This window comes from Sphingomonas sp. 22176 (genome assembly GCF_052045505.1).
Taxonomy (GTDB): Bacteria; Pseudomonadota; Alphaproteobacteria; order Sphingomonadales; family Sphingomonadaceae; genus Sphingomonas.
On record NZ_JBQEPL010000001.1, the window covers coordinates 178,060 to 190,969 of the forward strand.

The 12,910-nt window shown below is 69.7% G+C and carries 17 protein-coding genes and 1 tRNA gene; 7 read left to right on the forward strand and 11 right to left on the reverse strand.

Annotation, left to right across the window (positions count from 1 at the left end):
- Nucleotides 1–63: 63 nt before the first annotated feature.
- Nucleotides 64–858: an SDR family oxidoreductase gene (locus tag ACTJKY_RS00875; protein ID WP_440843567.1), complete on the reverse strand. Its 795-nt coding sequence runs from the start codon at nt 856–858 to the stop codon at nt 64–66.
- Nucleotides 859–953: 95 nt separating this feature from the next.
- Nucleotides 954–1,658 (reverse strand): NAD-dependent deacylase, encoded by a 705-nt coding sequence (locus ACTJKY_RS00880; protein WP_440843568.1) that lies wholly within the window; start codon nt 1,656–1,658, stop codon nt 954–956.
- Between the two features lie 76 nt (nt 1,659–1,734).
- Here ACTJKY_RS00880 and ACTJKY_RS00885 point away from each other — a divergent pair, with 76 nt between their 5' ends.
- The 4 genes from ACTJKY_RS00885 (at nt 1,735) to ACTJKY_RS00900 (ending at nt 3,685) form a co-directional block, all read left to right on the forward strand.
- Nucleotides 1,735–2,106 (forward strand): hypothetical protein, encoded by a 372-nt coding sequence (locus tag ACTJKY_RS00885; protein ID WP_440843570.1) that lies wholly within the window; start codon nt 1,735–1,737, stop codon nt 2,104–2,106.
- Nucleotides 2,107–2,147: 41 nt separating this feature from the next.
- Nucleotides 2,148–2,876 (forward strand): 4-hydroxy-tetrahydrodipicolinate reductase, encoded by a 729-nt coding sequence (gene dapB, locus ACTJKY_RS00890; protein ID WP_440843572.1) that lies wholly within the window; start codon nt 2,148–2,150, stop codon nt 2,874–2,876.
- Nucleotides 2,873–3,538, forward strand: coding sequence for an endonuclease III (nth, locus tag ACTJKY_RS00895; protein WP_440843574.1), 666 nt, complete (start codon nt 2,873–2,875; stop codon nt 3,536–3,538). The genes dapB and nth overlap by 4 nt, the downstream gene beginning before the upstream one ends.
- 70 nt (nt 3,539–3,608) lie before the next feature.
- A tRNA-Arg gene (locus ACTJKY_RS00900) sits at nt 3,609–3,685 on the forward strand.
- Nucleotides 3,686–3,840: 155 nt separating this feature from the next.
- Here ACTJKY_RS00900 and ACTJKY_RS00905 read toward each other — a convergent pair.
- Nucleotides 3,841–4,692 (reverse strand): DUF1521 domain-containing protein, encoded by an 852-nt coding sequence (locus ACTJKY_RS00905; protein WP_440843576.1) that lies wholly within the window; start codon nt 4,690–4,692, stop codon nt 3,841–3,843.
- Nucleotides 4,693–4,871: 179 nt separating this feature from the next.
- Between ACTJKY_RS00905 and ACTJKY_RS00910 the strand changes: the two genes are divergently transcribed.
- Nucleotides 4,872–5,795, forward strand: a complete 924-nt coding sequence (locus ACTJKY_RS00910; protein WP_440843577.1) for an Mbeg1-like protein — start codon at nt 4,872–4,874, stop codon at nt 5,793–5,795.
- Between the two features lie 34 nt (nt 5,796–5,829).
- The gene (locus tag ACTJKY_RS00915; RefSeq protein WP_440843579.1) at nt 5,830–6,750 is read left to right on the forward strand and encodes an ankyrin repeat domain-containing protein; all 921 of its coding nucleotides are present in this window, start codon (nt 5,830–5,832) and stop codon (nt 6,748–6,750) included.
- Nucleotides 6,751–6,797: 47 nt separating this feature from the next.
- Here ACTJKY_RS00915 and ACTJKY_RS00920 read toward each other — a convergent pair whose 3' ends face one another.
- Nucleotides 6,798–7,514: a GAF domain-containing protein gene (locus ACTJKY_RS00920; protein WP_440843581.1), complete on the reverse strand. Its 717-nt coding sequence runs from the start codon at nt 7,512–7,514 to the stop codon at nt 6,798–6,800.
- Nucleotides 7,515–7,873: 359 nt separating this feature from the next.
- Between ACTJKY_RS00920 and ACTJKY_RS00925 the strand changes: the two genes are divergently transcribed.
- Nucleotides 7,874–8,344, forward strand: a complete 471-nt coding sequence (locus tag ACTJKY_RS00925) for a hypothetical protein (protein ID WP_440843582.1) — start codon at nt 7,874–7,876, stop codon at nt 8,342–8,344.
- Between the two features lie 11 nt (nt 8,345–8,355).
- Here ACTJKY_RS00925 and ACTJKY_RS00930 read toward each other — a convergent pair whose 3' ends face one another.
- The 7 genes from ACTJKY_RS00930 to ACTJKY_RS00960 form a co-directional block, all read right to left on the reverse strand.
- Nucleotides 8,356–8,748, reverse strand: a complete 393-nt coding sequence (locus ACTJKY_RS00930) for a hypothetical protein (RefSeq protein ID WP_440843584.1) — start codon at nt 8,746–8,748, stop codon at nt 8,356–8,358.
- Nucleotides 8,749–8,906: 158 nt separating this feature from the next.
- The gene (locus ACTJKY_RS00935) at nt 8,907–9,362 is read right to left on the reverse strand and encodes a hypothetical protein (RefSeq protein WP_440843586.1); all 456 of its coding nucleotides are present in this window, start codon (nt 9,360–9,362) and stop codon (nt 8,907–8,909) included.
- The gene (locus ACTJKY_RS00940; protein WP_440843588.1) at nt 9,352–10,671 is read right to left on the reverse strand and encodes a FliI/YscN family ATPase; all 1,320 of its coding nucleotides are present in this window, start codon (nt 10,669–10,671) and stop codon (nt 9,352–9,354) included. The genes ACTJKY_RS00935 and ACTJKY_RS00940 overlap by 11 nt, the downstream gene beginning before the upstream one ends.
- Entirely contained in the window at nt 10,668–11,255 is a 588-nt protein-coding gene (locus ACTJKY_RS00945) for a FliH/SctL family protein (protein WP_440843589.1), read from the reverse strand. Before ACTJKY_RS00945 ends, ACTJKY_RS00940 begins: the two co-directional genes overlap by 4 nt.
- On the reverse strand, nt 11,252–11,716 hold the full coding sequence (locus ACTJKY_RS00950) for a hypothetical protein (RefSeq protein WP_440843591.1): 465 nt from the start codon (nt 11,714–11,716) through the stop codon (nt 11,252–11,254). The genes ACTJKY_RS00945 and ACTJKY_RS00950 overlap by 4 nt, the downstream gene beginning before the upstream one ends.
- Nucleotides 11,717–11,724: 8 nt before the next feature.
- The gene (sctJ, locus tag ACTJKY_RS00955; protein ID WP_440843593.1) at nt 11,725–12,489 is read right to left on the reverse strand and encodes a type III secretion system inner membrane ring lipoprotein SctJ; all 765 of its coding nucleotides are present in this window, start codon (nt 12,487–12,489) and stop codon (nt 11,725–11,727) included.
- A complete protein-coding gene (locus ACTJKY_RS00960; RefSeq protein ID WP_084581885.1) occupies nt 12,486–12,908 on the reverse strand; it encodes a hypothetical protein in 423 nt (140 codons plus the stop codon). Before ACTJKY_RS00960 ends, sctJ begins: the two co-directional genes overlap by 4 nt.
- Nucleotides 12,909–12,910: the final 2 nt, after the last annotated feature.

Below are 12,910 nucleotides of genomic sequence, written 5' to 3' on the forward strand. Positions count from 1 at the left end.
TTTTCCCCTTACATTGGTTACGCGAAGATGGCCCGTATCGCGAACCCGGCCTGCCTGCCAAGCCTAGCGGCGCCCGAGCCGGCTGCGCTGCGCCTGCTTGCGCAGCGCGCCCGGCATCCAGCGCGCGGCGAACCACAGCTTGCGCGCGGTCTTGCCGACGCGGGTGTGGAGCACCTGCCCATGCACCGCCGCCCAGGCTGCCTCCGCGACTTCGCTGACGGGCGTGATCTCCAGCCCGGCGCGCCGCACATTCTCGCGGATATGCTGGTTGGAGCCACCGCTTGGCTGGTCGAGCAGCGGCGTGTCGATGAACGAGGGCATCAGCGTGCGGACCTTCACGCCCGCCGAGGCCCATTCGCCGTCGAGCGATTCGGCCAGGCCGCGCACCGCGAACTTGGTCGCCGAATAGATCGCCGCGCCCGAGGTGCCGTAGATCCCAGCGGCCGAGCTGGTGATCAGCATCGCCGATTCCGGCGTCGCGGCGAGCAGCTCGAAGCCGGCATGCGCACCGTGGACCACGCCCACCAGGTTGATCGCGACGCAGCGTTCCAGCTCGGCTGGGGCCGTGGTGGCGAAGGGGCCGCTGGTGCCGATCCCGGCGTTGTTGAACAGCACGTCCAGCCGCCCGCCGCTCGCCTGGGCGAAGTCGGCGAGCGCCGCCACCCATTGGTCACGATCGCGCACGTCGAGCGGGTGCGTCGTGGCGCTTCCCGCCGGGAGCATCGCCAGCGTCTCCGCCAGCCCCGCGGCGTTGACGTCCGCCAGCCCCACGCGCCAGCCGCGCTGCGCGAACAGTAGCGCCACCGCCCGCCCGATTCCCGACGCGCCGCCGGTAATGAAGATCGCCTGCTGGGGCATTGCCCGCCTCTCCCATATCGCTGGCGCCTGTCGCGACGCCTTGGCCCCATCCTTCCGCAGGATGCAGCGCAATGCCAGCGCGATGTTGTGCAGGCTCAGGCGGTGGCGAGCAATTCGTCGACCCAGGCCGGCACCAGCGTGCCCGCCGGGCCCATCCGGCTCTCCTCGAACCAGTGGCTGCCGCCGGAGGGCTCCAGGTTAATCTCCAGCGTCGCCGCGCCGTAATGCCGCGCGGTCTGGACGAACCCTGCGGCGGGATAGACCGCGCCTGAGGTGCCGATCGAGACGAACAGGTCCGCATCCGCCAGCGCCGCCTCGATCCGCTCCATCTCGTAGGGCATCTCGCCGAAGAAGACGATGTCGGGCCGCAGCGCGAGCATGCCGCAATTGGGGCATTCGCTTTCGGGCGGCAGTGCTTCTTCCCAGCGCTCACGCACGCCGCACGCCGCGCACAGCGCCGAGCGCAGCTCGCCATGCATGTGGAGCAGCCGCGTCGCCCCCGCGCGCTCGTGCAGGTCGTCGACATTCTGCGTCACGATCAGCAGTTCGCCCGGCCATGCCGCGTCGAGACGCGCCAAGGCATGGTGCGCGGCATTGGGCTGCACCGTCTCCAGCGCGGCGCGCCGCAGATCGTAGAAGCGGTGGACCAGTTCGGGATCGCGCGCCAGCGCCTCGGGCGTGCAGACATCCTCAACCCGGTGCCCCTCCCACAGCCCGCCCGGGCCGCGAAAGGTGGCGATGCCGCTCTCGGCGGAAACGCCGGCGCCGGTGAGAATCACGAGATTGCGGAGGCTGGCCATGCCGCGACCCTAGGCCCGCCTTGCCAGCGCCGCAAAGTCTGGTTTCTCTGGCGGCTCAAGGATCGGAGACAAACCCGTGGCCCTGCTCGCTTTTGCCCTCCTCGCGATCCTGCTGCCGCAACAGGCGCGCGGCCCCGCCGGCGACGATGACGGCACCGGCATCGTCTCGCGCCCGCTGACCCAGCAGCGCTGCCCGGTGCCGACCGATCCCAACGAGATCGTCGTCTGCAAGCGCGACGAGCCGGACCGCTACCGCATCGGCCCGAGGCTGGAGGCACCGACCCAGCGCCGCGCGTTCGACCCCAGCATCCGCCTGCCCGGCGGCGGCGAGGTGCGTGCCGAGGCGCAGCAGCACGATGCCGGCATCACCTCGGCGCCCGCAGCCTTTGTGAGCCTGCGGATTCCGCTGGGGGGCAAGAAGAAAAAGCCGGACGACTCGCAAAAATAGTCTCTGTCACTCCGGCGCAGGATCGTGCAACAGCCCGCAGCATGACGAGCATCGGCATCTATGGCAGCATGGGGCGGATGGGCCAGGCGATCGCCGCCGCCCTTCCCGATTTCGGCGCCCGCCTCGCAGGCGGCGCGGACGTGGGCGATGATCCCGCCGAACTCGCCCGCAAGGCCGATGTGCTGGTCGATTTCTCGGCGCCGGCCGCGCTCGAGGCGAACCTCGCCGCCGCCCGCGCCGCGCGCACCCCGATCGTGATCGGCACCACCGGCCTTGCCGAGCGCCACCACCGGATGATCGACGCCGCCGCCGCCGAGATCGCGGTGCTGCAGACCGGCAACACCTCGCTCGGCATCGGCCTACTCTCCCGGCTGGTCCATGAGGCGGCCGCGCGGCTCGGGCAGGACTGGGACATCGAGATCGTCGAGATGCACCATCGCAACAAGGCCGATGCGCCTTCGGGCACCGCGCAGATGCTGGGCACCGCCGCCGCGAGCGCGATGGGCACCACCCTCGCCGAAGCCGGGGTGAGCGACCGCGCCGGCCTCACCGGCCCGCGCGCCGCCGGCACGATCGGCATGGCGAGCCTGCGCGGCGGTTCGGTGATCGGCGACCATACCGTCGTCTTCGCCAGCGACGGCGAGCGGATCGAGCTCACCCACCGCGCGGACGATCGCGCGATTTTCGCCAAGGGCGCGATCCGCGCCGCGCTCTGGCTCCCCGGCCGCGACGCGGGCCGCTACACCATGGCGGAAGTGCTCGGCGTGTGAAGAAGGCGCAGGTCGTCGAGTTCTTCGCGCGGCTGGCGGCGGACAATCCGCATCCCGAGACCGAGCTGGAATCGGTCAATACCTATACGCTGCTCGTCGCGGTGGTGCTCTCCGCCCAGGCGACCGATGCCGGGGTGAACAAGGCGACGCGCGCACTGTTCGCTGAGGTCGACACGCCCGAAAAGATGGTGGCGCTCGGCGAGGCGGGGCTGAAAGAGCACATCAAGACGATCGGCCTGTTCAACACCAAGGCCAAGAACGTCATCGCGCTGTCGGAGGCGCTGATCCGCGAGCATGGCAGCGCGGTCCCCGCCGATCGCGACGCGCTGGAGCAGCTGCCCGGCGTCGGCCGCAAGACCGCCAATGTGGTGATGAACGTCGCCTTCGGGCAGGAGACCTTCGCGGTCGACACGCATCTGTTCCGCGTCTGCAACCGCACCGGCCTGGCGCCGGGCAAGACCCCGCTGGCGGTGGAGCTGAAGCTGGAGAAGGTGGTCCCCCAGCCGTTCCGGCTGCACGCGCACCATTGGTTGATCCTGCACGGCCGCTACATCTGCAAGGCCCGCACGCCCGAATGCTGGCGCTGCCCGGTGGTGGAGCTCTGCGCGTTCAAGCCGAAGACGCCCGCCCCCAAGCCGAAGAAGGCCGCCGCGCCCGCCTGAGCTTTTGCGCGGCGACGTGCCGAAACGGGCTGGCGTTCGGCCAAAGGCTTTGCTAGTCGCCGCTTTCTAGGCACCCGTAGCTCAGCTGGATAGAGCGCTGCCCTCCGAAGGCAGAGGCCACAGGTTCGAATCCTGTCGGGTGCGCCAGTTTCTATTCCATCATGCAAAGAAGCATGGCCGCCGCCGCGATAGCTACCGGTATCACGTTGCGCGGGAGCCGTGCCGTCAGGCGCACCGATCGCGCAGGTCGCCTCGCGTGCCGGTTTGGTCCCGGCACGCTCCCGCCAGCTTCCCGCGCGGCGTCAGGCAATCGGAATTCGATGGGCAAGTAACGGTGCGCGATCGTTGCTCGCGCTGGCGGACCGGAAGGACGCGCTCATCTCGAAGGCAGCCCCCAGCACGCTGCCGAACAGCAGGAAGCCGCCCATCGCACTGCCCAGTTCGGAAAGGCTCGGCATGGTGCTGTCGGGCCCATAGATCTGGCCGGGCCTGGTCAGGTCCGCATCGGCCTGCGTCACCGTCTCGCCAAGCTCGGTTTGCCAACTGCCGGCGGATTCCTGCACGGTGAAGCCGTCGCGATTGGCCGCGTCGAGCGCATAGCCATTGGACGAGACGCTCACCGACAGATCGCCCAGCTGCTGCTGGCTGATCCCGTCGATCACCACGGCATTGGCGCCACGCGTCACCACCACCTGGCTCGCGAAATAGACGTTGGGATTGCTCTTCCCCTGCTCGGTATTCACCGTGATTTTGGTGCCGTTCGCCAGCTCGAACGTGGTCGTGCCGTAGAAGTCGAACTGGTGCTTGCCGTTCACGTCGACATGCGGATCGCCCCATACGCGGGTGCTCTGGCCGGTCGCGTCGTTCACAATCGTCATCTCGCTGTTCCGCTCGTCGATGGCGAGATGGTAGCCGTCGCCCAGATCGATGCGCGCAGTGCCCTGGCCGGTGGTCTGGGCGGTGAAGCCCGCCTCGGGCTGCAACTGCCCCGTGCCCGCCATCGTGCCGAGCTGGATCGAGAGCAGCGACGGCAGCATTGCACTGGCATAGGCGCTGGCGCCGAGCGGGTTGAACTGCTGGGCGAGCACGCCGCCGGCCAGCGCCAACTGCGCCGCGGCGAAGGGAGTCGAAGCAGCGGTCGAAATCGTCGTCATGTCCATGCTCCTGAGAAAGGCGGTCGGGTGCGAGCCAGTTGGTATATGGTGCTGCTTCCCATGCCCCGACCGCCTGCGGCATCGCCGGATCGCGTAGGCCGCCTAAACGAATCGTCTAGCGACGGACGCTGCCGCCGATGGCATCCGGGATCGACGGCCTTCGAGCAGGAACCTGGAACATGATGTCGGCAGCCGAACAGCTATCGCGACCCACCGGCATCGGGTCTTCGTCGGCGATCGCGACGTCGCGGCACCGCGCCGCGAACGACGATTTCCAGGCCCGTCACCTGCCCCCGCGCGAGCTGCTTGCCTGGCAGCAGCCCGCGCCGCCGGTCCAGTTCGTCCGCAGCGAAGCCCCACAGCTTTCGGCCGAACGGACCGGCGGACCTTCCACCATCGACCTCGCGGCGATGGCGGCGGACGTCTACAACGACATCCCCGCCCCGCCCGCCGGCTACCGCGTCGCGAGCAGCGACGATCTCGCCCAGCTCGGCCTGCGCGGCGAAGACCTGACCTCGCCGCAGAGCAGCTTCCGCGCCCGCGTCTATGTGACGGAAGGCGATGGCGGCTCCAATTATGTCGTCAGCTTCCGCGGCACCACCGACGGCAGCGACTGGAAGGCCAATGCCCAGCAGGGTGTCGGCCTGCCCTCGGACCAATATACCCGCGCGCTGCTGATCGCGAAGGCGATCGGCCGCCATCTGGAGGAGCAGGTGACGATCACCGGCCATTCGCTGGGCGGTGGCCTCGCCTCGGCAGCAGCGCTGGCGAGCGGGCGTGACGCGCAGACCTTCAACGCCGCCGGGCTCAGCGATGCCACGATCCGCCGGGCAGGCACGATCCGCGGCGATGCGCCTGCCCCCAAGATCGCCGCCTTCTACGTGCGCGGCGAGATCCTCTCGGCGATCCAGGACGGCGGCGACCGGGTGGCCGGCGCGATCCTCGGCGGCATCCCCGGTGCGATCCTCGCCGACGCCCCGGAGGCGTACGGCACGCGGATCCCGCTCGACGCCAAGCAGCCCGCCGGCCAGCATTGGTATCAGGATACGCCGGTCGCCCGGCACCAGATGGACTGGGTGCAAAGCAGCCTGGGGGCGCATTGACCCGGGGCCGCCCCTCTCCCTACAGCAGACCCTTGTGAACCGCCGCGTCCGCATCCTCGCCGCGCTGATGCTGGCGGCTTCCCCGATCGGAGGATGCATGGCCGCCGCGCCCAGTTGCTACACCAAGCGCGCCTCGGTGGTGCTGCCCGACCGTACCCGCGTCCTCGCGCATCTGAACAACGGCGCGGCGGGCCGCGCGCTGGCCGAAGCGATCTTCGACGGCCGCGTCGAGGATGCGCATGCCATGCTGGTGCGCGATCCGCGGCTGATCGGCACCGTGGTGGTCGACGATCCCAAGGTTCCCCAGCCCCCCGCCGGCCAATATGGCGACCTGCTCACCCTCGCCGTCGCGCGTTGCGATGCGGATGCGGTGACGATGCTGTTCGCCGCCGGCATGCCCAAGGATGGCGTGAAACCCGGCGCGGCGCTGTCGCTGGCGATCCTGGCGGACAGCCCGGCGATGGCAGAGCAGTTGCTCACGGCCGGGGCCTCGCCCGATCCGCAGGCCAGGGGCGGCGAAAGCCCGATGCGGAGCGCCATCGCCTTCGGCCACGTCGGCGGGGTGATGACGCTGCTCCGCCACGGCGCCGATCCGCGCCATGCCGATCGCTTCGGGATTGATCCGGTTCGCCTGGCGATGGACGCCGAACAGGCCGAGATCGCCGAGTTGCTGGTCGAGAAGGGCGGCACGCTGTGGAGCGTCGCCGACGACGGCAGCATGGCTGTGCACGCGCTGCTCGAGCAGCCGGTGATCTTCACCAGCCCCGAGATGCTCGCCGCGCGCGCGAGGCTGGTCGAACGCGCCCGCAACGCAGATTTCGGCTGGCCCCCGCCGGACCGTGCGACGGTCAAGCGGCGGGTGGCGAGCGGCGTCTGGCCGACCCCGGCGATGGCCAAGGCGGGGATGATCGTCGCGCCTTCGGTGCTGGAAGGGATGCGGGCGGCGAAGCCGTAGCGCCTCTCAGGCGCCACCGCAGCACCGGTAGCTGTCATGGCTAGCCATCAATAGCTGGTGAAGCTGGTGCTTTCGTTGCTCCGGGCATGGCCAGCGGCTGCCACCTCGGCAGTCTCGCTCGAGCGCCACTGCGGCTCCATCGACGCCTCCAGACGGCGAAGTTCGGCATCGAGCACCGCCACCGTCTCCTCGTCGCGTTCTGCCATCGCGAAGCGGAGGCGAGAGGAAAGCTCGGCGATGGCATATTCCGCATAGGCCATTACATTGGATTCACGATTGATGACCGCCGAGGCGTCGCCCGCGAGCGTCTGCAGCGTGTCCAGTCCATCGGCGCCGACGGTGCGTGGCTTCTGGTCCAGCAGGCAGAGTGTGCCCAGCGCCAGGCCGTCACTTGTTAGCAGGGGCGCCGCATAATAGGCGCGCACGTTCATCTCGATGACGGCCGGGGCGAATTTGAAGCGCTGCTCGCGCCACGCATCGGCGACGCAGAGCGGTGCGAAGCCGGGCACTTGGATGGCAGCGTCACAAAAACTGTCCGGGCGGGTGAACTCCCGGGGATCGAAGCCATAGGCGACGGCGAGCCACAGCCGCGACCGGTCGACGATGGAGACGGCTGCGAACGGAAAACGCGTCGCCTTCGCGGCATGCTCTACGATCCGGGAGAGTTCCGCATCGCCACGCATGCCGAACACGCCACTGGTGAGTACGCGTGCCTGACGCCGCAACTCGCCCAATCGTCGAGCATCTTCGTCGAAGCCGTTCAAGCTCATGCGGCACATCCTTTATGAAGCAAAGATGATATCGCCGAGATCCGCAATTCTGCAACAGCTTTCGATCGCGCCTTCGGTTTCGACGCAAGCCTTTTCGACGAACAGGTTAAGAATGCGCTGACGATGACCATTCCGCAGCCAAGGATAGCTGCAGATGCACCGAGGACCGCGACTAAGGCCCGTGCCCCCGCCCGGTCGATGCTTTCAGGCGGGTGCCGGTGGGCCATCGTTACGCCACCTGCTCCGAACGCGGTGATGCTCCGCAACCCTGCCTAAGCGATTCGTGGAGCGCACGCGGCCTGCGAAGCGGCTATCCGTGCAGCCATGTTCCATTCCACGGACGAGATTCGGCGATGACTCAGCCCATCGGAATCACTGGCTCCCGCGCGAGCGCGATCGGCGCGGTGGGTGCCGCAGGCAACACGCCCAGGGCACTCGCCGGCCAGGCAATGGCGGTGCTCAGCAACCGCGTCGCTGGCATCGTGACGCGGGAGCTGGGCCTTGTGCAGGGCGATCGATCGCCGCTGCGGGCCGGGGATGCCTATGACACCGAAGGCGTCGCACGCGATCTTGCCGCAACGCTGAACGCGAGCCCCGCCGATGCCGGGCGGCTTTCGCGGGCGCTGAACGACTTCACCAGCGAAGTCGCGGCACTGGCCGCGGCGAGCCCGACCAGCGATGTGCTCGATCGGCTGTCCGGCCTGGGCTATGCGCTGCTCGATCCCGACGGCCGGCTGGGGATGAGCGATAGCGACAAGGTCATCGCGACGATCGATTCCGCCATCTTCCAGCTGCGCGAGGATACGACGCGGGTCGATCGCTGAGCGACGCGGCCTCAGCGCCGCGCCGCCATCGGCACCGCGCTGCCCTGCACGCCCACCTTGCCCACGCGAACCTCGCGGCGCAGCAGCCGCTCATGGAGCTGCTCGCTCCACTGCGCCGCAACGGCCGGGGGCACCGCGGCCGAGGGGATCAACAGCACGTTCACCTGCCCCGCCAGATCATGCCCCAGCACCGCGCCTTCCACCTTGTAGCTGCCGAGGGGAAGCGACAGGTGTACCTCGGGCTGCGCCGTCTTGCTGACCTCTGCGATGGCGGCGGCGATCCGGTCCAGCTGGGCATGCTGCGCCGGATCGACGGCACCGGCCGCAGAGGGCCGGGCCGCGATTGCCATCGCGGCGAAGTCACGCGGCGCGATCATCGCCGCCAGCCCATCGGCTTTGTCCATACCGGGATCCTTTGCCGCCCGCTTGCCCGCGTGGCGGAAGAGCGCATCGGCAAACGCCTTGCGCTGCTTGGGCGCAGCTTCCGGTTCACCTTTAGCGGGTGCGTCCCGCGGGGTGGGCACCGGTTTGCTCTGGACCGAGCCGCTGGTAGGGGCACCGTTCATGCCCAGCCTCGCGACAGGAGAAAGGCTGCAGCCTCGGAGTCGATGAGCTCCTCGGCACGGCGCTGCTCGGCGCGGCGGAGGTTCTGGTGATGCGTCGCGACGCTTTCGCTGCGGACGCGGTGCTGGTCGAGCGCGCGGCCGGCAGCCCCCTGCGCATCGACCGCAAGTTCGTGCCGCGCGCGCTGATCGCTGGCGCGGGCCGCCGCGCCGATCTCCTCGGCCACGCGCTGATCGAGCCACAGCCGCGTCTGCGGGCAGGCCGGGCTTGCCTGGAACAGCAGGCGGGCATCGGAGCGTTCGCGTTCTGCTGCCATGCGGGAGGACTCGGCAGCGCTGGCCGCTGCTTGCGCCTGCTCGGCGGCCTCGCGCGCCTCGATCAGCGCGCGGGTCAGGCGCTGCTCGCGCATCTGGGCGATACGCGCCAGCACGGGCGCGCGGTTGTCAGCGGGCATGGTTCATCTCCTCGAAGGTGCGCAGCCGGGCGATGCTCTCGCCCAGCGACGTGCGTTCATTGCCGGACTGGCGTAGATAGGCGGCGATCGCCTGGCGCTCGGCCAGCGCGCGATCGGCCAGCGGGTCGCGACCGGGCTGATATTCGCCGATCTGCACAAGCAACTCGATCTCGTCGAGCTTGGCAAGCATCGCCCGCAGCCCGTGCGCAGCGCGCTGCTGCGCCCCGCTGGCAAGGCGGGGGAACAGGCGCGACAGGCTGCCCAGCACATCGACCGCCGGATAATGGCCGCGCGAGGCCAGCTTGCGCGACAGCACGATATGGCCGTCGAGCAGCGAACGCACTTCCTCGCCGATCGGATCGCCGTCCTCATCCTCCAGCAGCACGGTGTAGAGCGCGGTGATCGCACCCTCGGCGGCGGTACCGCTGCGCTCGAACAGCCGCGGCAGCTCGGCGAAGACGGAGGGCGGAAAGCCGCGCCGCACCGCCGGCTCGCCCGCCGCCAGCCCGATCTCGCGCAGCGCGCGGGCGAAGCGGGTGACGCTGTCCATCAGCAGCAGCACATGCCGGCCCTCGTCGCGCAGCCCCTCGGCGATAGCGGTGGCGACGTGGGCGGCGCGGACCCGCTCCATCGCCGGGCGATCCGAGGTGGCAACGATCACCACCGAGCGAGCGAGCCCCTCGGCGCCGAGCGTCTCCTCGATGAACTCGCGCACCTCGCGGCCGCGCTCGCCGATCAGCGCGATGACGATCGCGTCGCACTGGGCGTTGCGGGCGAGGTTCGCCAGTAGGGTCGACTTGCCAACGCCGGCGCTGGCGAAGATGCCGACGCGCTGACCTATCCCAATCGGCATCAGCCCGTCGATCACGCGGATGCCGGTCTCCATCGCCGCGTCGATCGGGCGGCGGTGCATCGGGTTGGGCGCTTCGCCATGAATGGGACGGTCGGTGCCACGCCGCACGCTGCCCATGCCGTCGAGGGGCTGCAGCCGCGCATCGAGCACGCGACCGAGCATGTCGGCGCCGTACGGCACCCGATCCTCTCCGCTACGCAGAATCACATCGCTGTGCATCGACAGGCCGCGCAGATCACCGAGTGGCGTCAGGATCGCACCGCCATCGGCAAGGCCGATCACCTCGGCCCAGAGTGAGAAGCCGGTCTCGGCATCGACGATCTCGCAATTCTCGCCGATCCGCGCGCGCACTCCGGTCACGCGCAGCGTGGTGCCGAGCGCCCCGACGATGCGGCCATGCTGCTCGAACATCGGCGCCGCATCGAGCGCGCGAAGCAGCGCCAGCGGATCGCTCATGCCACCCCCCAGCGCTTGGCGAGCGTCTCAAGCTGCACCGACAGGCTGGCGATCACCTGGCCCTGATCGGTGCGAATCGCGCAGTCGTGCGCGGCGAGTGCCGGGTCGGGCAGGATGCTGACTTCCGGGAGGGCTTCCAACCGTGCTGCAACCTTCTCGGCCAGGTCGGGCGCCACGGCGACGGTCACCCCGCCCTGCGGCTGGAGACGGTCGAGCGCCCGAGCGACCAGTGCGGGCACCAACGTCGCGTCTTCCAACTCACCCAGCACGGCATGGACCGCCGCCAGCGCCGCCTCGGCAACTTCGTTGCGCCGTGCTTGTTCGTGCGCGTCGATTGCGGCGGCGAACTGCGCGATCTCGCGAGCGAGCAACTCGTCGATCTCCGCCCGGGCCCCTGCGAGTGCGCTGGTATAAGCCTCGTCCCGCGCCGCGTCCGCAGCCTTCACCGCGCGCGCCTGCGCCTCCCGCACTGCGTCGAGCAGCGCCACCGCATCGCTGAAGGACTGGCGCTCGTCGCGCTTGATCACCCCCCGCTCGCTGAACAGCAGCGCGGCGTCGTCGGCATGGACGAGATGGTAGGTCATGCAAGGCTCTCCGCAATGGCATGGGCCCGCGCCAACAGGTCGCGCGCCGCGGCATCATCGCGCGCGCCGGGGAACCGGTTCTGCAAGGCGAGCGGCAGGGCGGCCTCCAGCAACTGCGTGCCGGCGGCGAGCACCCGCTCGGGCGGGGGCAACTTTTCCGCCCCGACCATCTCCGGCACCTCGACCTCGCAGACCGCGTCGAACAGTGGCTCGCCCACCGCCGCCGCGAGTGCCGCCAGCCGGGGCCCCGAAAGCTCAGCATCGATCGCCCGGCGGTGGCGCAGCAGCCCGGCCGCGGCGGCGATGCGCGCGCGCTGCTCTTCGGGCGCGTCGAGCCAGTCGGGCAGCTTGGCGAGATCGCCGAAGCGCACCGCAGGCTGCCCGCTCGCCCGCCGCGCAAAGCGCGCCCCCCGCCCCTGCCCGCAATGGCGGGCGAGCAGCGCCAGCTTGGCGGTCCGCATGTCCCGGTTCACCGCTGCACCGTATCCGGCAGGCTGGTCCGGGGCTTGCGCATCCGCCACAGCCCGCGTGCCGCAATCGCCAGCACGATCAGCGCGACCACGCCGATCGCCCCGCGCATCAGCGTGGAAATGGAGACCATGCCCTCGCTCTCCGGCATCACCGGCGCCGTCTGAGCCGGCACCATCACCACCGAGACGCGGTCATAGGTAAGTCCCTCGATCGAATTGGTGACCAGCGACTTGATGGCGCCGGTCTGGCTGCGCAGGTCGAAGCCGGTGCGATATTTCACGAACACCGATGCCGCAGACGGCTTGGCCTCGCGCGACAGCGGATCGGCCTCGGGCATGGTCAGGTGCACCCGCGCCTGCACCACGCCGTCGATGCCGCTGATCGTCCGGCTCAACTCCTGCGACAGGCCGTAGATCAGCCGCGCCCGTTCCTCCAACGGGGTGGAGGTGAAGCCCTCCTTCTTGAACACCGAGCCGAGCGAGTCATAGTCCTCGTGCGGCAGGCCGTGCGCGCGCAGCGTCTCCACCGCGCGGGCGAAATCGGCCTGGTCGACGGCGATGCTCCACTGGTCCTTCTCCCCCGCCACCTTGGTCGCGGTGATTCCGGCCTGGTTGAGCACGGCGATCATCTCGTTGGCGGCCGGTTCGGTGAGCTTGCCATAGACTTCCTGCCGGCTGCAGCCGGCAAGCCCGAAGGCGGCGATCACCAGCAGCGGCGCGGCGATCCGCGCCTGCCAGCGGCGAGCGGGGGCGCCGCCGCTCATTGCTGCTTGAACAGCTGCTGCACGCCGTCCGAGCTCCGGTTGGCGATGTTGGAGGTAAGCTGCGCCTGGAACATGAATTCGGAGCATTTCATGTTGAGCTGGACCATTTCGCCCGGCGTCAGCTGACCGCCGCTGGCCTCGGCCGTCTCGGCATAGCGCGAGACGGCGCGGGCCTGAACGTTGACCTGATCGAGCGCGTTGAACATGCCCTTCATGGCGGGCGGAATGGGGCCCGCCGCGACGGTGCCCTGCACCCCGCCCATCTTCTCCAGCGCCGCCTGGAAGCGCGCGTCGAACTGCGGGGTGGTGGCGCCGCCGCCATGGCCGCCGGGGGCGAGCAACTCGAAGGCGCGGGACACGCCGTTCGTGCCCTGCCCCCCGGCCGGCGCGACCAGCGCGCCGATCGCATCGATGCTCATCG

Bases quoted from the DNA above. Each gene is read 5' to 3' on its own strand.
- ACTJKY_RS00875 (WP_440843567.1), bottom strand. From the start codon at position 858: ATGCCCCAGCAGGCGATCTTCATTACCGGCGGCGCGTCGGGAATCGGG.
- ACTJKY_RS00880 (WP_440843568.1), bottom strand. From the start codon at position 1,658: ATGGCCAGCCTCCGCAATCTCGTGATTCTCACCGGCGCCGGCGTTTCC.
- dapB (WP_440843572.1), top strand. From the start codon at position 2,148: ATGACGAGCATCGGCATCTATGGCAGCATGGGGCGGATGGGCCAGGCG.
- ACTJKY_RS00905 (WP_440843576.1), bottom strand. From the start codon at position 4,692: ATGACGACGATTTCGACCGCTGCTTCGACTCCCTTCGCCGCGGCGCAG.
- ACTJKY_RS00910 (WP_440843577.1), top strand. From the start codon at position 4,872: ATGATGTCGGCAGCCGAACAGCTATCGCGACCCACCGGCATCGGGTCT.
- ACTJKY_RS00925 (WP_440843582.1), top strand. From the start codon at position 7,874: ATGACTCAGCCCATCGGAATCACTGGCTCCCGCGCGAGCGCGATCGGC.
- ACTJKY_RS00930 (WP_440843584.1), bottom strand. From the start codon at position 8,748: ATGGACAAAGCCGATGGGCTGGCGGCGATGATCGCGCCGCGTGACTTC.
- ACTJKY_RS00935 (WP_440843586.1), bottom strand. From the start codon at position 9,362: ATGCCCGCTGACAACCGCGCGCCCGTGCTGGCGCGTATCGCCCAGATG.
- ACTJKY_RS00940 (WP_440843588.1), bottom strand. From the start codon at position 10,671: ATGAGCGATCCGCTGGCGCTGCTTCGCGCGCTCGATGCGGCGCCGATG.
- ACTJKY_RS00945 (WP_440843589.1), bottom strand. From the start codon at position 11,255: ATGACCTACCATCTCGTCCATGCCGACGACGCCGCGCTGCTGTTCAGC.
- ACTJKY_RS00950 (WP_440843591.1), bottom strand. From the start codon at position 11,716: ATGCGGACCGCCAAGCTGGCGCTGCTCGCCCGCCATTGCGGGCAGGGG.
- sctJ (WP_440843593.1), bottom strand. From the start codon at position 12,489: ATGAGCGGCGGCGCCCCCGCTCGCCGCTGGCAGGCGCGGATCGCCGCG.
- ACTJKY_RS00960 (WP_084581885.1), bottom strand. From the start codon at position 12,908: ATGAGCATCGATGCGATCGGCGCGCTGGTCGCGCCGGCCGGGGGGCAG.